General features: G+C 38.4%; 15 protein-coding genes. All 15 read left to right on the top strand.

The features are described 5' to 3' along the window. The first annotated feature begins 290 nt into the window (after window positions 1-290). Genes CKV62_RS05515 through CKV62_RS05445 form a run of 15 tightly spaced genes read left to right on the top strand, consistent with a single transcriptional unit; the run spans window position 291 to window position 21,080 of the window. Window positions 291-731, top strand: coding sequence for a terminase small subunit (locus CKV62_RS05515; protein ID WP_095066065.1), 441 nt, complete (start codon window positions 291-293; stop codon window positions 729-731). Then, complete coding sequence (locus CKV62_RS05510) at window positions 703-2,163, top strand: terminase (protein WP_095066064.1); 1,461 nt, start codon at window positions 703-705, stop codon at window positions 2,161-2,163. The genes CKV62_RS05515 and CKV62_RS05510 overlap by 29 nt, the downstream gene beginning before the upstream one ends. 20 nt (window positions 2,164-2,183) lie before the next feature. Next, window positions 2,184-2,363, top strand: coding sequence for a hypothetical protein (locus CKV62_RS05505; protein WP_157728918.1), 180 nt, complete (start codon window positions 2,184-2,186; stop codon window positions 2,361-2,363). Then, the gene (locus tag CKV62_RS05500) at window positions 2,363-4,087 is read left to right on the top strand and encodes a portal protein (RefSeq protein WP_095066062.1); all 1,725 of its coding nucleotides are present in this window, start codon (window positions 2,363-2,365) and stop codon (window positions 4,085-4,087) included. Before CKV62_RS05505 ends, CKV62_RS05500 begins: the two co-directional genes overlap by 1 nt. Beyond that, a complete protein-coding gene (locus CKV62_RS05495; RefSeq protein ID WP_095066061.1) occupies window positions 4,088-4,393 on the top strand; it encodes a hypothetical protein in 306 nt (101 codons plus the stop codon). Between the two features lie 2 nt (window positions 4,394-4,395). Beyond that, the gene (locus CKV62_RS05490) at window positions 4,396-5,028 is read left to right on the top strand and encodes a hypothetical protein (protein ID WP_157728916.1); all 633 of its coding nucleotides are present in this window, start codon (window positions 4,396-4,398) and stop codon (window positions 5,026-5,028) included. A 16-nt stretch (window positions 5,029-5,044) separates the two neighbouring features. Then, on the top strand, window positions 5,045-6,040 hold the full coding sequence (locus tag CKV62_RS05485; protein ID WP_095066059.1) for a major capsid protein: 996 nt from the start codon (window positions 5,045-5,047) through the stop codon (window positions 6,038-6,040). 21 nt (window positions 6,041-6,061) lie between these two features. Further along, entirely contained in the window at window positions 6,062-6,418 is a 357-nt protein-coding gene (locus CKV62_RS05480; RefSeq protein ID WP_095066058.1) for a hypothetical protein, read from the top strand. 10 nt (window positions 6,419-6,428) lie between these two features. After that, window positions 6,429-6,659 (top strand): hypothetical protein, encoded by a 231-nt coding sequence (locus CKV62_RS05475; RefSeq protein ID WP_095066057.1) that lies wholly within the window; start codon window positions 6,429-6,431, stop codon window positions 6,657-6,659. A gap of 50 nt (window positions 6,660-6,709) precedes the next feature. Beyond that, window positions 6,710-7,303 (top strand): phage connector family protein, encoded by a 594-nt coding sequence (locus tag CKV62_RS05470; protein WP_095066056.1) that lies wholly within the window; start codon window positions 6,710-6,712, stop codon window positions 7,301-7,303. Window position 7,304: 1 nt separating this feature from the next. After that, a complete protein-coding gene (locus tag CKV62_RS05465) occupies window positions 7,305-9,623 on the top strand; it encodes a phage tail protein (protein ID WP_095066055.1) in 2,319 nt (772 codons plus the stop codon). Next, window positions 9,613-10,095 carry a phage protein Gp13 family protein gene (locus CKV62_RS05460; RefSeq protein WP_095066054.1) on the top strand — a complete coding sequence of 161 codons (483 nt, stop codon included), beginning with the start codon at window positions 9,613-9,615 and terminating at the stop codon, window positions 10,093-10,095. Before CKV62_RS05465 ends, CKV62_RS05460 begins: the two co-directional genes overlap by 11 nt. Beyond that, window positions 10,088-10,708 carry a virion core protein, T7 gp14 family gene (locus CKV62_RS05455; RefSeq protein WP_095066053.1) on the top strand — a complete coding sequence of 207 codons (621 nt, stop codon included), beginning with the start codon at window positions 10,088-10,090 and terminating at the stop codon, window positions 10,706-10,708. Before CKV62_RS05460 ends, CKV62_RS05455 begins: the two co-directional genes overlap by 8 nt. Further along, window positions 10,708-12,918 carry a transglycosylase SLT domain-containing protein gene (locus CKV62_RS05450; protein WP_095066052.1) on the top strand — a complete coding sequence of 737 codons (2,211 nt, stop codon included), beginning with the start codon at window positions 10,708-10,710 and terminating at the stop codon, window positions 12,916-12,918. Before CKV62_RS05455 ends, CKV62_RS05450 begins: the two co-directional genes overlap by 1 nt. Next, on the top strand, window positions 12,918-21,080 hold the full coding sequence (locus tag CKV62_RS05445) for a hypothetical protein (protein ID WP_095066051.1): 8,163 nt from the start codon (window positions 12,918-12,920) through the stop codon (window positions 21,078-21,080). The genes CKV62_RS05450 and CKV62_RS05445 overlap by 1 nt, the downstream gene beginning before the upstream one ends. Window positions 21,081-21,093: the final 13 nt, after the last annotated feature.

Below are 21,093 nucleotides of genomic sequence, written 5' to 3'. Positions count from 1 at the left end.
ATTACCAACCAACAATAAAGAAACTACTTAAAGCGTTACAAATGAACGGCAGGCGATATGTAGTCGATGTAAGGCAATCATGGAGTAAATATGATAAGCCTTGCAAGATATATATTGTCAGTCGAATGTACACAGAGGAAGAGTACAAACTAACATTCCCTGAAAAGTACAAAAAGGGTAAGACCTTTAAACAAGGACAACTCTATAAAAAAGAAAGTGAGTACAGTAGCACCAAGCAACACGAGGTGTTACTTTTTTTAGTTAGAACATATAAAGGTGGTGATTGATATATGGCAGATGCTAACACCTTAACAGAAAAAGAACGTATTTTTGCAGATGAGTATATCAAGACTACCAACGCAACACAGAGTGCTATCAAGGCCGGATATAGTGAAAAAACTGCATCAAGCAAAGGTAGTCAGTTATTAAGAAAAGTAAAGGTGCGCCAATATATAGATGAAGTGATGGATAAACGCAGTAAAAACACGATTGCTACTGCTGATGAAGTCCTACAATATCTATCTAGGGTAATGAATGGCGAAGAAAAAGATGCATTTGGTTTAGATGTGTCAGTAGCTGATAGAACGAAAGCAGCTGAACTCTTAGGTAAACGGCATATGTTATTTACCGATAAGGTGAAACTTGATGCAGAAATAGAGATTGATATATCAGACCGAATGAAACAAGCAAGGGTGAAATCTGATGAAGTACAACAAGGCACAACTGATTGATGCGTTGGGTTCGTTCACTCATGATCCATTAGGCTTTGTTTATTTTGCTTTTCCATGGGGAGAAAAAGGAACACCTTTAGAAAACTTTGATGGTCCTGACGAATGGCAAGTGAAGACTTTCAAGAAAATAGGTGAAGAACTACGTAAGGGTAAGTCATTAGCTAAGGCAATACAAATTGCAGTTGCATCAGGTCATGGTATTGGTAAGTCTGCTTTTTCTTCATTGTTGATATTATTTGCTATTGCTACACATGAGAATACACGAGGTGTGGTTACTGCTAATACTGATACACAGTTAAAGTCTAAGACTTGGGCTGAGTTGAATAAGTGGTACAACCTATTTATAGGTAAAGAGTTATTCACCTATACTGCTACCGCATTGTTTAGTGCTGATAAACAGTATGAAAAGACATGGCGCATTGATGCTATCCCATGGAGTGAAAGTAACCCAGAGGCATTCGCTGGTCTACACAATCAAGGTAATCGTATTCTTATCATCTTTGATGAGGCATCCGCAATATCTGACAAGATATGGGAAGTAACAGAGGGTGCATTAACGGATAAGGAAACAGAAATTATATGGTGTGTGTTTGGTAACCCTACACGTAATAGCGGTAGGTTTAGAGAATGTTTTAGAAAGCATCGTAACTACTGGACTACATATCAAATAGATAGTAGGACTGTTAAAATCTCAAACAAAGCTAAGCTGCAAGAATGGGTTGATATTCATGGTGAGGATAGCGACTTTGTTAAGGTTCGTGTTAGAGGGTTATTCCCTAGTGCATCTGATACACAGTTTATATCCGCAGAGATAGCAGACGAGGCACAGAAACGAGTATACAAAGTTGGACAGTTTAATAACTTACCAACGATTATTGGTGTTGACCCTGCATGGACTGGTGGCGATACATTAGAAATTGTAATGCGTAATGGCTACTCTATGAAGTGTTTGGCAACCATTGAAAAGAACGATGATGATATGCGAATGGCACAACTCATCGCACAACTTGAAGATGAATACAAAGCGGATGCGGTATTCATCGACCAAGGGTACGGAACTGGTATTTACAGTATTGGCAAGTCAATGGGTAGAAAATGGCGGTTAGTTGCCTTTGGTGGTAAAGCACCTAATGATATGTATCTCAACATGAGAGCGTATATGTGGGGCGAAATGAAAGAATGGCTAAAAGAGGGCGGTTCTATTCCACCTAACGACCAAGGTCTATACGATGATATAACAAGTCCTGAGGCTATCATCGATAAGAATGGACGAATACAGTTAGAAAGCAAAAAGGATATGAAAGAACGTGGCTTACCATCTCCGAACAAGGGCGATGCATTAGCCTTGACCTTTGCGTTCAGGGTCAATAAAAAAGTGAATGTAGGGAGTAGGGTTCATGCTAACACAGAGTATGATCCATTTAAACGATAAGGGGTGATTAGTAAATGTGCATGAAAAATAAGATGCCTGATACACCAATGCCAGCACCTGCACCAACTGTACAAACAGATGATGCAACTACAATGACTGGTGAAGATTGGTATGCTAAAAAGCGTAAAGGCAAACGTGGTTATGAAAGTACAATTCTTTCCACGGCAACAACTGGCACTAAGAACACATTAGGGGGTTAATGATGCAAGGAACTATCCTATCAACGCTTGCTAGACAACCGACAAATGCGATGCCTAAGAAACGTGATTACACGAAAATTAAGGCAAAGTTTAATGCTATGTTCAACAATCGTCAAAAGTACGTTGCTAAGTGGAAAGATATTCGAGATTATCAACTACCTTTCCTTGGACTGCTTGACGATGAACAAGACCAATCGAAAGTCTACACCGACAAAATAAATAATGGTGTGGCTTGGGAAAGTTGCCAAATATTTGCATCAGGTGTAATGAGTGGCATGACACCGCCTAGTAGAAAGTGGTTCAAGCTGACATTAGAGAATACTGACCTAGCAGCTAATAGTGATGTTAGTAAGGTATTAGATGAACGTGAAGAAATACTCTATGCAGTATTTGCTAAGTCTAATTTCTACAACGTAGTGCATCAAGCCTATATGGAGTTACCATTTGGTCAAGCGCCTATGTCAATCATGCCTGACCCTAAGTTTGGTGTAAGGTTTACATCTTATCCAATCGGTACATATGCATTAGAGTGTGGCAGTAATGGTGAAGTAAACACCTTTGGTAGAAAATACCGCATGACCGCAGACCAGCTTGTTGAAGAGTTTGGGTATGATGCTTGCACCGAACAAGTCAAACGTGAATATGACGATGGCAAAGGTAATGCAACAACTCATGTTGTGTGTTGGTTGGTAACACCTAATAAAGACCGCAACGGAAAACTAGGTAATAAGAATATGCCTTACTCATCCATTTATTGGATAGAGGGGAGTAACTCCGATGATGTACTACGGCATAGTGGTTTTGAGGAATGGTCTATTCCTATTGCTAGACATACCACACATGATCTAAGTGGTTATGGTAAGGGGTGTGCATGGTTCGCACAATCAGATGCACAGATGTTACAACTACTTGAAAAAGACTTAGTAACCGCTATTGAATTAGGTATTAAACCACCTATGAGTGCTACATCCGATGTAATCGGTAGTGTTAATCTATTTCCGGGCGGTGTAACGGAAGTTGATACTGGCGGTAAGGTTGAACCAATATTCAATGTAGGTATTGATGTTGCAAACGTACAAGCTAAGATACAGTTTGTATCTGAAAGCATTAAACGTGCCTATAGTGCTGACCTATTCTTAATGCTAGATAACCTAGATGCTGGACAAATGACCGCACGTGAGGTTATGGAGCGTACACAGGAAAAAATGCAACAGTTAGGTCCTGTAGTTGAACGCTTACAAAGTGAGTTTCTTAACCCAATCATTGAACGTACTTATGGCATCCTAGATAGGGCTGGAATATTTCCGACTATTGATGAACAAACTGCTGAAATGCTAAATGGAATGGATGTAAAGATTGAATACATTTCACCACTAGCACAAGCGCAGAAAATGTCATCTTTGGTGAATATTGAACAGTACTATGCTTTCATAATGTCATTAGCACAGGGCAATGCGAACATCGTTCAGAAGTTTAACTTTGAAGAGGCAGCTGACATTTATGGTGTAAATCTTGGTGTACCAGCTAGGGTTATTCGTTCTAATGATGAGTACCAACAAATCATGGAACAACAACAACAAGCACAACAAGAGCAAGAGGAACAAGCACAAGCCTTACAAATGGCACAATTAGCACCTCAAATGGCTGGAGCAGCTAAACAAGCAACAGATGCAGCCAATGACGGAAACCCAGTAATGCAACAGTTAATGGGTATGGGGGTGTAGATGAAAACAAAACAAGAATATATTCGTGATCGTGATATTGATGCACTTAACCACGTACTAAGTACTGAACTTGGTAGGTGGTTTTTTTGTAGGCTTTTAGACAATACGGACATTCTAAAGCGTTCGTTTACTGGCAATTCAGAAACCTTTTTCAATGAGGGGAAAAGAAGTGTAGGTCTAAAGTATATGCAAATGCTTGGCGCTATCGGTGATGGTGTTGAGGGTGTACTCAAATACCATCAAGCACAACTGGAATATATCAATCAACAGAAACTATTTAAAGATTTAGAGGAAAAAGGTGAATGACTATGGCAGAAGATTTAACGCAAGGCACGAATGATAACACAACGAGTGCAGATAGTAGTACACCTACTACGGATGCTAACACGAATACCCAAGACACAATCTTAGGCGGTGGTAGTGCTGACACAAGCGGTAACCAAGAACCACCTACAGAACCTACTGTGTATGACTTTACACAAGCCTTTGATAGTGGCGAAGTAGACCAAACAATCGCAGCTGACTTTTCTAAGCTACTCAATAGCGTAGGTGCTACGCAAGACCAAGCAGTCGAGATGGCTAAGTTTGGTAATAAGTACGCTACTGATCTTGTAACTGCTTATGAAGAAAAAAGACAAGATGCTTTGATTGAACAGTATAAAGGTTACGCAGAGCACACAAAAGAGGTATTAGGTAATAAATACGATGAAACAGTTGGTAAAGCTGGGGCAGGTATTGAGTTGATTGAAAAGACAATTCCTAATATTCGTGAAATTCTAGCTGAAAATGGTTTGGGTAATCGTATTGAGATTGTCCGTGTATTTGAAAAGATTGCTGATATGGCTGCAGAAGATAATAACGCTGGTGGCGGTCAACCAACTGGCAGTACACAGTCAGAAGATGCAATCAGAAGAAACTTATATCCGAGTATGTTCAAATAAAAGGAGAAAATAATTTATGGCTACAATCGGAACACAAAACCCTACTTTAATTGATTTGCAAAAGCGTATGGATCCTAACGGAAAAATCGCACAAATCATTGAACAATTAAACCAATCTAACGAAATCGTTCAAGATATGACAATGATTGAATGTAACGATGGCACATCTAACAAAACAACTGTACGTACTGGCTTACCTGAGGCTACATGGCGCATGCTTTATGGTGGGGTACAACCTAGCAAATCTACTACAAAACAAATTACCGACACATGCGGTATGTTGGAGGCTTACTCCGAAGTAGATGCTAAGTTGGTTAAATTGTCTAATGACCCTGTGGCATTCCGTGCTACAGAAGATGCTGCATTTGTTGAGGCTATGGGGCAAGAAATCGCACGTACTATTTTCTATGGTGATGAAAGCACACCTGAAAAATTCGTTGGTTTGTCCGCACGTTTCAACACATTAGACCCTAAGAAAGCTGATAGCGCTAAAAACATTATCGATGCTGGCGGTACTGCTAACCTTGCATCTATGTGGCTTGTGGGTTGGGGTCCACTTACTGTACATGGTATCTATCCACGTGGTACAGAGGCAGGTTTACAACAAGAAGATAAAGGTATAACAACAATCACTAAGCCTGATGGTTCTTTATTCGAGGCATATCGCACTCACTTTGAACAAAACATCGGTTTGTGTGTTCGTGATTGGCGCTATGTAGTACGTATCGCTAATATCGATATGAAATCTATTAAAGAAGATATTTCCGCAGGTCCTAACTTAATTAACTTGATGATCCGTGCAGAAGAAAAAATGCAATCTCTTACTGGCTGCCGTCCTGTATGGTACATGAACCAAGAATTGCGTACATTCTTACGTTTGCAAAAGAACAAAGTGCATGGTTCTACAATTACAGAAGATATGGAAATGGGCAAAATGGTTACACGTGCTAATGGTATTCCAGTACGTAAAATCGATGCATTGCTTTCCACAGAAGCACGAGTTACTGCTTAATTAATAGGGGGATAAATATATATGATTATTGATACTCAAAATACATTCTTTTTCAAAAAAGACATTACAACAAACACTAACTCCGATGTAGTGATGAATGGTAATGGTGGCGATGCTGACCCTAACTTATTCCTTGTAATTCGTATCGACAAAACAGTAACAGGCACACCTTTATTTAACGTGTACACTTCTGATACTGAAAACATGGCTAATGCGGTATTATTACATGGCATTACTATGGCTGCTAATGCTCCAGCTGGTACAGAATACAAAGTACGTTTGGCTAATGGTGCTAAGAAATATATCAAAGTAAATGCCAATAATATGACTGGCGGTCAAATCTCCGCATTCTTAACAAGTGGCATTAATATTAAATAAGGTGGTTAATATGGAATACGTTGCAAAAGTAACCCTTTATCATAATACAAAGGGTTTAATTGAAGAGGGAACAACAGTTGAATTTACAAAAGAAGAAGTAGCTGAATACGATAAAGACTACTTCAAAGATTTGTTTGAAACTGTTGGTGCAGAAGAAGTCGCAGAAGTAGAACCTACAGAAGAAACTGTAGAAACTACACCAAAGAAACGTGGTAAAAAAGCGGAAGAAACTGCTGAATAATTGAACGAGGGGGTATTTTGCCCCCTCTTTTTTTATAGAAAGGTGGAAATATGACACCTACTGATATTTGTAATCAAGCATTATCGCTTATCAATGCAGGTAGAATACGTTCCATGACGGAAGAAACAGAACCTGCTAGACAATGCAGATTGCATTATGATCTAACACGTAGAGTATTGCTAGAGCAGTTTGAGTGGAACTTTGCACGAAAGCGTGAACGAGCGGTGCTATCTGAACATAAGATAGATGGTTGGGGTTATGTGTATGCATACCCTGAAAAGTGTGTTCGCATCCTTGCGGTAATTCCACAAGGTGAACGATACCGAGCGGAAAAGCAACGTGAATATGATGTTTACCTAACTGATAACAATACAAAGTACATCGTATCTGATGTGCCATTGATGCATATTGATTATGTGTACGATATAACCGATGCTGATGTAATGAACCCTATATTCGTTAAAGCGTTGGTGTGTAAGATGGCATCTGATTTAGCTATGCCGTTGACTGGTAATAGTGGTTTATTCGACCAATCATACAAGTTATATCAAGCAGCATTACAAGAGGCAAAATCTATGAGCGCAAAAGAACGTAGACTAGATATGCCTTATGTATCTAGCTATTTGAAAGCAAGGAGTTGGTAATATGCAACCGATGTTTATCGGACAAGTCGCATTTACTACAGGCGAGGTATCGCCTGATGTATCTAGTCGATTTGACTTAGAACAATATAAAAGTGCATTACTGCTTGCTGAAAATGCGGTAATCAGACCTTATGGAGCGGTGGCACGTAGGCAAGGTTCGCAGTTTATTGGTTATGCTAAGTACAATGATAAACCTGTTAGACTGTTTGAATTTACCACCAATAAGAACCAATCGTTCATGCTTGAATTTGGTGATAGATATGTTAGGGTGTGGCGAAATTGTGTGTATACAAATGTTGAAGTAGCGACACCATTTGAGGCGGACGTTGTAGGCGAATTAAACTGCATACAAAGTGGCGATGTAATGTTCATTTGTAGCGGTAAATATCCTATTCAAACGCTATCACGATATAGCGATACTGACTGGCGAATGAGTGCATACAAGCTAACTGAACAACCTTATGATGAAATCAATACCGATAATGGACATACATTAACTGTTAATGGCGATACGATCACATCTACAAAAGACCTCTTCACACAAGATATGGTAGGTAGTGTTATTCAGATTGCTTACTATGTAGAGGCGGTACACACTAAGTCCGCTGGCGAAGTTGTAGAGAAAAAGGTTAGAAAAAATTACCTTGGCGGAGAAACAACCGAAAAGACCTATAACAACATCAATTACAATGTTGGCACGTTTAGTACCGATGCAGAATTATCATGGAAATTCACAACGCATGGTACATGGGAGGGTACTGTAAAACTACAGATTTCTAACAACGATGGACAAACATGGAAAGACTACAGAACGTACACATCTAAGAATGACTACAATGTTACTGATACAGGTAAGATAGAGGCTGGAGCAAGGTTAAAATATATCTCCGATATTAAAGGTGGTTCTGTAAATTGCGACTTATCTATCATGCCATTCACTCAATATGGTATCGTTGAGCTTAAAAGCGTAACCGATGCTAAGAATGCAAAGGTTAATGTTCTGAATGGTATTAAAGAGGGTGAACCTAGCCACCAATGGAAGTTAGGCAGTTGGAATAGGGGTAGAGGTTATCCAAAGTTATGCACATTCTATCAAGACCGATTTGTGGTCGCTGCTACTGATAGTAAGCCTAACTATATTTGGCTTAGCCGTACTGGTGATTATCCTAACTTTGGGGTTGAAAAAGTAGGCGGTACAATCACAGATGATAGTGCAATCACACTACCAGTAATCAACCGCAAGATGTATGAAATTAGACACCTTGTACCAGCTAATGACTTGATTGTTTTAACAAGCGGTAATGAATGGATAGTAGATGGGAGCAAGACTATTACACCTACTAACTGTTACCTTAAAACACAAACACAACGTGGTGCATTGAAATGTGAACCACAGTTTATCGGTAATAGATGCGTATTCGTTCAAGAGCGTGGCGGTACTGTTCGTGATATGGGTTACTCTTACGAGAGCGACAACTACACAGGGCAAGACTTAACACTATTTGTTAAGACATTAGTTAAAGGTCATGTAGCGGTAACAAGTGCTTATGCACAAGACCCTGACAGTATTATTTACTACGTTCGAGATGATGGACAGTTGAATTGCTTAACCTACATACCTGAACAAAAGGTGTATGGGTGGTCGCATTTTGTTACAAATGGTAAATACCGATATGTAGAGAGTGTGGCAGAGGGTGAACAAGACACAATCTATTTTGTAGTAGATCGTGTGATTAATAATAAGAATGTGAAATGTATTGAACGTAGTATTCCGTTGTACACAGAAGATAACTCCGATGTGTTCCTAGACTGCTATGTTAAAGTCGATAATTCAATTAAGACCGATTACATCAACGCACCTCATCTAGTAGGGCAAATGGTAGATATAGTAGTTGATGGACAACAAATGCCATCTAGGGTAGTACCACCAACTGGTGTTATTAAATTAGATGGTAAAGCAAATGTAATTACTGTTGGGTTACCATACACTACTAAAATAAAAATACCTAGCGTAGAGCAACAAATAAACGATGGCACGTTGCAATGTAGGTTGGTAACTATAACACGAGTTGCGTTACGTTTATATCGTTCGTATGGTGGCAGCGTAGGTAAAACATTTGATGATGTAGACGATTTAATTTTAAAACCTAAATCGCTATTTACTGGTGATACTGTAATAATATTACCTAAGATAGCAACTAGCGTTAATACAAATACAGAAATTTGCATAAAGCACTCAAAACCTTTCCCATTTAACCTATTAGCGGTTACAAGAGAGGTAGAAATTGGCGGTGGTTTCCCAAATGTTCATGGAATGTAATATTTGCCCCTCTAAGCACGTTTCTTTAATTCGTGATTTATATATCAACTTACGTTCGATAGATGCCTTAGAGGTTAAATATATCAATCGAAAAAATTCAAACTATAGCGAAAAAGACTTTGTAAACGATATTCTTGGGGAAGATTATCAAAGTCGTATTGTTATTGATAATGACAAGCCATTATGTGTATATGGTGTATCGAATGCATCACTAAATGGTATGCATTGCATTTACTTTTTGGGGAGTAAAGATTTTGAACGTAGTTTAACACTACAAAAACAATTCATAAAAGTTAGTAAAAATATCATTGGGGAATGGTTAAAAACTAGGGAAGTACTTTTTAATTATATACACAAAGAAAATCACCGCACCATTAGATGGCTAAAGTCTTTAGGTGCGGTTATTCATTACGATATTAACGATGGGGATATGGTTTTATTCACATTGAGAAAGGGGGATGCGAATGTGTAACCCTATTGCATTAACCGCAGCGAGTATGGTTGGTACATTGTTTACACAACACCAACAAGGTAAGGCGCAAGCTGCAATGTACAATCAACAAGCAAGGGTAGCAGAGGCTAACGCACGCATAAGTGATCGCAAGCAAGAACAGATTGCAGATCAAGCCTTGCAAGAGCGAGATAAAATGTCCGATAAGATGCGACTTATCCAAGGGCAGAATACGGCAGAAACTGGTGCAAGTGGCTTGACTATGAGCGGTACACCATTACAACTTATGGCATCTAGCTATGACGAATACAACAAAGATATTCAGAATTGGGAAACTAACAAGAATAACAGTATCTACAATGAATACCTTAATGGCATGAACTACCGCAACGAGGCAAGCACCGCACGTGCAGCGGCAAGTAACGCTAAGAAACAAACTAGAATGGCAATGCTAGGTACGATATTAAGTGGTGCATCTAGTATCTATGGTTTGAAAGGTCAATATGCAAGTAAGAGCATAGGTAGTGGTAATAATTACTACTCACCAGCTAGTGATGCGCTAGAGGCCGCAGGTATGCCTAAAATGAAATTCGTAACCAAAGGTACTATCAGAAATAATAGGTGGGGTATCTAATGAAGTTAATAGGCTATGATAGTAATCAACGCTTAAACACAATTAATGGCGGTGTACAAGCTAATGTAAATGAAATGGCTTATGGTGGTAACACACAAGGCATGGATAACCTCACAAAAGCCATTGGTGATTTAGGCAACACAATGCTTACAATACAAAAGCAAAAGGAAATGACCGATGTTGTAAATGCAACGAATGAATATAATGCCATGATGAATGATTGGCTATATAACCCTGATAATGGTGCTATGAACCGAAAGGGCGAAAATGCTTTGACTATTCCACTTGATTATCAAAACCAAGAGAAAAGAGCAAGGCAGGTTATATCCGAAAAGTATGGCTTTAAATTCAATGATGCGGTCAATGCTTTTAATAAAGTTGCAGATAATGATATGACTAACACTACAAACACGATCAATAAGTTTGTACGAGGTCAATTTGAAGATAGTGCTATGAAAGCACTAGATATGAATGTACAAAACATATCTAATAATGCGGTAGTAAATGCTAGTCCTGATGCATTCGATGATGCCATGAAACAAGTAAGTGGTAGTGTGGCAGCACAACTATCTAATCTTGGTTATGATGATAATACTATCCGCTTACAGGTTAAGAAAGCACAACAAAACATTGCTACAACCATGATTGAAAAGAAGATGGCTGATGATGATTTAGATGGTGCTAACAAGATTATCAATCAAGTTGCTATGTCAGGCTTAATCGATGAAGAAAAAATCATGGGTTATCGTCAAAAGGTGCGTAATGCATCAATGGTGTTGGCTACATCAGATGATAACAAGATTGATGGTGTCATTGGTGAGTTTGACCCTAATGACCCTGACTTGCTAACTAAAGTAACCAACAAACTATATGATGCTGGTTTTGGTAAAGTTGCTGGCACTACTGGAACTATCACAAAAGAGATGTTCATTAAAGCTGTTTCGGCAAATGAAAGTAGCAATAATGATCATGTAGTAAATGGGGATAGTGGTGCATATGGTCGATACCAGATAATGCCTGAAAATTGGCCTGAATGGAGTAAAGAGGCTGGAATTCCCGGCGCTGATATTTCAGACCCTGAAGCACAACGTAAAGTCGCTACTTATAAATTAAGTGAATATATAGATAAGTATGGTGTAGAGGTGGCTGCAGTCGCTTGGTACGCAGGGGAAAGTACTGCTGAACAATGGGTAAAAGATGGTGCGAAAGCACATGTAAAAGGTAGTGGCGGTGATGGTTGGGATAAACCTCAATATAGCAATGGGAATGAATATCCTAGTATTCGTCAATATGTTGTAAATACATTAGCTGAGATTGGTGGAGGTCAAGCAAGAGAAGAAACACCAGCAGAGGCACAAAAGCGAAAAGATATGATCCAACGTAACGTGGCAACACGCTTACAAGTTATGGCTAAACGTAAAGCACAAATTCTTGAAAACCAAAAAGTAGAGATTGAGCAACGTGTAGCAGCAGCGGTAAGAAATGGTGCGACTGATATTGAAGTTTTGAAGATGCGACAAGATTATGCGGAAACTCATCCTGAATATCAACGAGCAATGCAAGGTCAGTTAAACCAAGCACAAATATCTGTAAACAAAGCAGCTGCCAAAGCATTGCAAGCTAAATCAGCTAATGTTTTAGGTGTTAAAGTTGCAATAGCAAATGGACAGTTTAAGTCTATGGGTGATTTAAACAACTTCATTGGTCAAATGGGTGTATATTTTACACCACAACAGTTAGCAGAAATTAACCATGAATTTGATGAATATTCAAATGGTACAGGGAAGTATTCTCCTGATATGGCTGGCATGAAAAGTAGCATAGAAAACTTGGCTGGTAGAAAAATAGATGGTGTTGAATGGCAAGGGGTATCAACTGCAGTTTACCCTAAAGTACAAGAGTTTAGGGAGAAAAACGGATATGACCCATCGCCAGCACAAATGGCACAATGGGGTGCTGATGCGGTGGCAGAACAAACAATCGCATCAACAGAAACTGGTAAATATTGGGGTGTAGGTAAGTTAGCAAATACCTTTGGTGGTAAAGGCGCTGCAGTATCTTACACGAACGCACAACTAGCATCACAAGGTATGTATGGTTTATATAACACAACTGGTGCAGATGGACAACCATATTATGTGTACAAAGATGCTAGGGGCGAAGAATACACCATTACACCAGCAGAATTAGCTGAAAGGTTAGGACAATAATGAGTGATTATAAGATTACACCTGAACAAGCGACAAATGGTACGTTTGGTGTCAAATCACACGCAAACGTAAGATTTGAGGGCGGTGTTCAACAACAAGTAACAGACAATTCATATGGTAAAGCTATTAGCAATGCAGCTAGTGGTGTTAGTGATTGGCTAACAAAAGACCCATCAACCGCTACAGTTGATATGAATGCTATGAACGCATTAACACAAACTGATGTTACACCGCAACAAAGCGAAAACTTTGTGAATAAAGCTGGTGAAATCTTACAACCTGTAATGCATCGTGCAGAGCAAATCTATTTGTGGAATAAAGCGGACTGGGCGCAATCAGCATATGATAGTGGTGAGGCACTAGGTATTAGTCCTGACCTTATCATGGCAAGCGGTCAAGATGGTATTAGACGAGCAGAGGCAGCGGCAGCACAAATCAATAGAGGTAAAACTCTTAATGAAGTGTATGAGTTGTACCATGAATTAGTTGGTATCAACTATAAAAACTCCGCAGAGGCGATCACTACTCTTCAAAACCTACAATCTGTAAAAGATACGTATGGTGTATGGGATAGCATCCAACAAAGCACATGGGCGATTAACGACCAAATCAAACTAGGCAAAGTGGGTATGGAGTTATCAACTGCTACTGACCCTAAACGTATTCAAGAACTTAACGATGAGGTAGAGCGGTTACAATCTAACTTATCTAAATATCGTAAAGCGGATGAGTACGATGTATTGGAAACGGTAGCTGGTGCAACTGCTAGTCAAGCATACATGATGGCTGCACAAGCTATCATGGGTTCTAATCGTGCTGCAGAGGGTATGGCGTTGGGTGCAGCGGCTGGTGCTATTGCTACTGCTCCAGCTGGTGGTGCTGGTGCTATTCCAGCTGCATTAGCTGGTTTGAGTACTGGTGTTCAGGTTGGTATGGCTGAACAGATGTATCAAATGTCTTTTGGTAACAAATACCTTGAACTTATTCAAAAACGAGATGCAAACGGAAATCAAGTATATTCTAATGAAGAGGCTAGAAAGTATGCTATGTCATACGCTGCTATTGATGCTGGTATCGAATTTGTATCAACTAAAGCTATCGGTAAAAGTATAACTAATGTTGCACCTAAATCAGCGTTAGCAAAAGTAATTACAAATGGCACAACAGATGTTGCAGCAACTTTTGATAGAGGTATTGGTACAACTGTTGCACAAATGGCTAAGAACTCTATTAAAGCTGGTGTACCTGAACTTTTTGAAGAGGGTTTGCAAGATGTAAACGAAAAGGTGCAACACAACCTAACACGCAAGGATAATGACCTAGAGGGTTATTATAGCGTAGGTGATATTGCTATAGGTTCACTAGATGCAATGAAACAAGCATTGCCAGCGGTAATAGGTTTTGGTGCTATTGGTGGTGCAGTAGGTGGTGTGCGTACTGCAAAGGCTTTTCGTGATTTTCAAAAACTAACACCTGAACAACAACAAGCAGCTATCATTGCAGAGCAAAACCGCAACGGCGCAGTTATTATGGATAATGTTCGTAAAGATAGTACTACCAATAAAATCGCAAAAGAAAACCCTGAACTATACGGAAAAATCGTACAAGCACAGGGGGATAAGGTTGGTGTGTCAACTCAATATGTAGATGTAGCGGAATTAGTACAATCTGAAAACGGACAACTTGCTATCCGTGATATGGTTGATAACGGCTTGGTAACACAAGAGGAAGTAAAAGCAGCTATCGAGGCAGATGCACCTGTTGAAATTCCTATTGGTAGTTATGCACAAGTATCAATGAACTTATCCGATGAAACAGTAGATGCATTGAAACGAACCTCTTACTTTACTAGAGGCGGTATGTCATTAGCTACACTAGAACGTGCAAAACAAGAAGTAGATGTTGCTAAATCTGTATTGAAAGATGATACATCTAAACGTGCGGAACGTATCAAGGATGATATTATTCGTAATGAATTTGAGGGTGCAAGTGATATAGATCGTGAAGTACTTAATGAAGTATTGGCAGACCCTACGAACATTAAACGCAACTTTAATAATTTATTGCATACGTTAAAGGAACAATACAGAGAAACCTATGCTAGTGATTTTGACAATGCGGATAAATCTATCAATGATGCGGTAAGTACTGGTATTGAACCACAATGGTTAGTTGATTATAAAGCTAACAATGGCGGTAAAGCACCACGTACCAATGCAGAACGTAGACGAGCAGCATATGAGTATAGCCGAGCAACTACAACGGCAAGCCTTGATGGTAATACTGATGCACTAGCACAATCTGATGCACATTATGCAGATATGGAACATATGTTGATGCAAATCGAAAGTTTAGAGGCAATGAAAGATAAAGTCTTTGAATTGGCGAATAATGACATAGCATTACGGATGCAATTATCTAAAAGTGGATATGATGTATACAACGAAGTAGTTAAAGCTATTAGCGAAAGCACGAATAGAAAACAACGTGAAACTGCAAAAGCAAATGCATTATTGATGGCACAACACGCTGATATAATGGCACAATATATGCGACAAATGGGAAAAGGCGGTTATACTGCTATGGACTATTTGCGTGATAGCGTGCGAATTAATATGAATGCTAAATTAGGAGAAAAAGGCGGATATGCACAACCATTAAATACAAATGTTGACTTAAATCACAGATTACAAGTTGTTGATTTAACAAATCTCCAAACCAATCTGAAAACAGAAAAAGACATAATAGATTTATTTAAAAATACACCACCACAAGCGGTTATGATTGAGGATGGTAATGTTATTGTTTTACCGCCTGATGATATTAATGGTATTAAACATATTCCATATGGTACGCAAAAAGGTAAAAAAATAGCAAATAAAAAAAGAAGAATTGTAGAAGATATTGCAAATATATTGCAACATAGTGTATTGATTGATAGCTCACCTAATAATAAAATTGGTAAATCAAAATCTGGCATGAGCGCTAATCAACGTAAATCGCAAAATAGAAAAAATACTATTGTTAATTACCACAATTTACTATCGGCAATTCGTATTAATGGAAATTATTATGCAGTTAGATTTGTAGCAGAAGAAAAACAAGGACATTTAACAGTAGACCCAAGAACAGTTTATTTATACGATATAATTATGCAAAAAAGCAGTACTACTAGTCGCCCGACTCAGAGTGGCAATAGCCAAGCGGTCGGTCAAATGACCAGTAGTACTGCTTTTGATACTATAAGTATAAAAGACATATTGAATGGAGTCAAGGACGGAAAAGGTGTTTTGTATGTAGATAATAATGGAAATGGCAATTATTACACACAAACATATAATCAAACTGCATGGCATGGTTCGCCACATGACTTTGATGAGTTTGACTTAGGTGCTATTGGTAGCGGTGAGGGCGCACAATTTTATGGTTGGGGTTTGTATTTTGCTAAAAATAAAGAAATGGCAAAAAACTACAAAGAGGTTTTATCTAATGTCCATGAAACGGATAAATCATCTTTATTTAAGGTTGATATTCCTGAAAGCAATAAAATGTTAGACTGGAATCAAACCCTTAACATTCAGCCAAAAGAAATTCAAGAACAAATTATTGATGCTATAAACAGTTTAGATACATTACAGAAAGATGCATTTATAAATGCTTATCGTTCTGATCATTCTTATAATGGTAATAGACACGTTAAAGAAGTTAATGATATTTACCAAGTCTTAGAGACTGATTTAAATTACGTTGGCAAGTATGAAGAAAAAGAAACATTAAATAAAATTGTACAGAGAAATGCTGATAGACTAGCTAAAAAGTATGGTTTTGGTGATTGGGGTAGTGCTGATAAAAATAAGTTAAAAGCTATCATTGGTGATAATTTAGAAAAAGCACGAATTGAGTTAGATGCATTAACACAAGAAGATAATCAAAAAGTTATAAGCTATAAAGATAACATAAATAATCTTTTTAGTGAGGGTAATTCGTTTGGCTTAAATATCTATAAATCACTATCAACTGCATTAGGTGGTGATAAACTAGCATCTGAATATTTGAATGAACATGGTATAAAAGGTATCACATATGAGGGCATAGAAGATGGTAGATGCTATGTAGTGTTCGATGACAAGGCAATAAAAGTCATTGAAAAGTACAACCAATCTATAAACGGCACGACAGAAATCATGAGCGATGGTGAACGCATTATCAGTATTTTCAAAACCGCAGATAGAAGTACATTCTTACATGAAATGGGTCATGTATTCTTTGATGATATTCAAAAGCTAGCATCTATAGAAAACGCACCTGAGCAACTTGTAACTGATTGGAACAAGTTGAAAAAGTGGAGCGGTTGGGTTGATGGTGAAAACGTAGATAATACGAAAGCACACGAAAAATTCGCACGAGGTTGGGAAAGCTACTTGCGAAGTGGTGAAGCACCAGCAAGTGCATTGCAAAGAGTATTCCGTCAATTCTCCAAATGGCTAACTCGTATTTATCGTAGCGTTCAACGATTAGGTGGTGAAGTACCAACTGATATTAAAGATGTTATGGCACGTATGATCGCAACCCAAGAGGATATTGAGTCATATGCAGAGCAACAACAGTTAGAGCAGTTTGAGAAAACTGAACTGTATAAACAACTATCCGAGCAAGACCAAGCACGTATGCAATCCTACATCGCAGATGTTAAGGAAAAAGCAAAAGAACGTGTGATGCGAAAACTCATGAAAGAATTGGACAATAGACCAATTAAAGAATGGGAAGAAGAAAAGGATGCAATACAAGTCGAAATCGAAAAACGATTGATTGAGCAATATCCTATCTACAAAGAGCATCAACGATATAACGTGTTTGGTGAGGGTGCTTTAAAAGATACACAATACAATTCTATTGAAGAGTTAGAGAAAGCGGAAGTAGAACAAACTGGTGCTACATTTAACGATGCTATCAATCAAGAAATGGACAATGCGAAAGCAGAGTTTATGCGTGATAACAACGTAGGTAAAACCAACGAGCAAATCGCAGAAGAAATCTTGCTTAGTACCCAAGGCCAAATGAAACTCACCGAAGAGGAAAGTAAGATTATTCAAAAGTCTACTAATCGTGAATTAGCTAAGAACTGGGAGTTGTTAGAGCGTATTCGTAAACTAGACCCTAACGCAGAAACTATTGATACAGAGTTAAGTGAAATCGAAAAAGAGGTTAAACCTACTAAGTACGATGAGTTGAAAGCTGATAAGAAAAAAGTAGATGCTGCTTTGACTGATACTACTAAGCAATTAGAAAAAGCAGAAGAACGTATCAAACGCTTACAAGATATGCTTAACAATCGCATCAATAACGTACGTTCTATTCGTGGTGCAGGACTTGGCACAATATCAGACTACATGAACCGAGCAAGAAAAGAGTTAGGTGAGTTACCTATCTCTAACGCTATTCAGTTTAAAACGTATCAGAATAAAGCGGTAACTGCTGGCAAGAAAGCAGATAGAGCATTGGCAATCGGTGATGTTGATAAAGCACTTGGCTTTAAGCGTGAACAGATGCTACAACAAGCAAGGGCAAGAGTAGCGTTTGAAAACTTTGAAAAGTCCAAGAAATTGCGATTGAAATTGAAACAACAATTACAACGCATGACTAGACCTAAAAACCCTATTGCTATTGAACCTAATATGCGTTATTTCTATGCACATATGGCATACCAAATGGGTTTAACTAAGTACGATGGACTAGCACCTACAGATGGTTTCGATATGAACACAGTACTATCCGCACTTGATGTGGATGCACTCATTCTTAATCAACAATCTATGGTTCAATTACAACCTTGGATAGCAGAAATGTTCTATGCTAAAACACCTAAATCTTTCAAATCAATCACAATGAATGAGTTGGAAACCTTAGAAGAACTCATGACTGGTATGTATAAAAACGGCAGAAATGAGTATGAGGGTACAACCATTTTGAATGATGAGGGTAAAAGCGTATCATTTGAAAATGCAGTACAAGAAATCATCGGTGAGGCTACAGAAACATTTGGTAGCGCAACTGGTGATGTATTTAACATTCTTAATAACCAAAGCAAAACAGATGCAGTTAGTGGCAAGCTATATGGTTTCCACTTAGCATTAATGAAAGTTGAAACATTCCTAAGACGAATGGGTGGCGGTAAAAATGGGTTCGCAGTTAAATATATCTATGACCCAATCAGTAGAGCAACACAAGCGTTCAATGAACGCAAAGAAGTATCAATGCGTAGATTGGCTAAGGATGTAGGAATATATTCCAAGCGTGAATTATTCGATATGCGTAATGACCACTTATACACAGTTGGTAACTTGTATGGCTTAACAAAAGAGCAACTTATCATGATTGCCCTTAACTGGGGTACAGAAAGCAACCGACAACGTGTAATGGAAACCACAAAAGCAAATGAGGTTGAAATTGAACGTGCGTTCCAAGAACACATGACTGATAAGGACTGGGAGTTTGTAATTCGTACATGGGATCATATCAATTCATTCTTTGAAGAACGTAGTAAGGTACAAGAGGAACTTTATGGAAACCCATTAAAGAAAGTAGAGGGTTTGACATTTACTATCGGTGGTAGAAATATTGAGGGGCAATATTTCCCTATCGTGTATAACCCTAAAGTAAATGCATCCGTAAGTGATAACCAAGTTGAAGATATTGCAAAAACTATGGTTAGTAGTAATGCAGTATGGGGAACTGGTATGAGTGCTACTAAATCACGTTTAGATGTGGTTAAAGATAAATCATTGTTGCTAGATTTTGATGTAATTCCTAATGCAATCACAGAAGCTATCAATCACGTTACTATGCGAAAAGCAGTAACCGATGTTAATAAGCTAATCAGTAACAGAGAATTGCAAAACTACATTGTTGATAAATTTGGTGCAGATACTTACCAATTCTTACGAACTTGGGTTCGTGATAACTGGCAAGATGAGGCAGCTAAAACAAATGATATTGACCGCTTAATTCTTACACTTAAAAAGAATACATCAACCGCAGTCATGGCTGGTCGAGTATCTGTAGCATTGCAAAATGCATTGAACATTCCTGTTGCGTTCTATCGTATCGGTGTAGGTAATACAATTAGAGCCATCAATCATGCTGGTATTGGTTTCTACGGACACGGAACTACAACATATAACAACACTAGAGATTTTGTATTAGGTCAATCAATCTTCATGAGAGAACGTATACAAACTTTAGATAAAGACTTGAAACAAGGCTTATCTATTGCTGGTAAAGGCTTACGTTTGGGTGATACAAATGTTGGTGGTTATAGGGTAGAACAATTAGCTGATATCCGAGATGACATAAATCAAATGGGGTTCAGATTACTTACGGAAACAGACTTTGCATTATCTATTCCTGTATGGAAGTTTGCATATGATCAAAAGCAAGCTGAACTCTTTGGTAAAGAGGGTGTGAGTGCTGAATGGGTAGAGCAACAATCTATTGAAGCTGGTGATAGAGCGGTGCGTGATATATTTGGTAGTGGTGATACGAAAGATGCTGCTGCTATTCAGCGTTCACGTTCCACATTCACTCAATTATTCGTTCCGTTCTATTCTTACGCTAATACACTTTATAACATCATCACAGAGGGCAACTATGCACGTAAGGATAATGGCGATTATGCAAGGTTCGTTAAAATGCTATGGTGGACATTGATTTCACAGGCTATCGGTATGATGGCTTACAAAGCCTTAACAAATGGCGATGATGATAAGCCTGAAGATTTAGCTAAGTCATTTATCGAGGAGTTAGTTTCACAAGGTACTATGGGTGTACCAATCATCCGTGATATGTCAAATATGGCAATGAAATACATTCTAGGTGAAAAGGTATTCAATAAAGGTAATAGCGTTATGGCATTAAGCATCGTTGAGAAATTCTACGATTTAGGCAACGCAATTATGAGCAAAAACAAAGATGGTATTGATGTAGGCAGAAGTTTCAGTCAGTTAGCAAACCGAGCAACTGGTTTTAGCGATACTGTAACTGATGGCTTGTGGACATTAGCTAAATTTGGTTTCACAGATACCGATGCATCACTAGAGGATGCAATCATGGCAGTAGTATTTGATAGACGATTAAAAACTAAAAAAGATAAAAAGAAACATTGATAAATAAGGACTA

The sequence above is a fragment of the Veillonella rodentium genome (assembly GCF_900187285.1).
Classification (GTDB): Bacteria; Bacillota; Negativicutes; order Veillonellales; family Veillonellaceae; genus Veillonella; species Veillonella rodentium.
The sequence above is the reverse complement of the archived record's forward strand: the minus strand, read 5'-3'. Positions and strand labels throughout refer to the sequence as shown.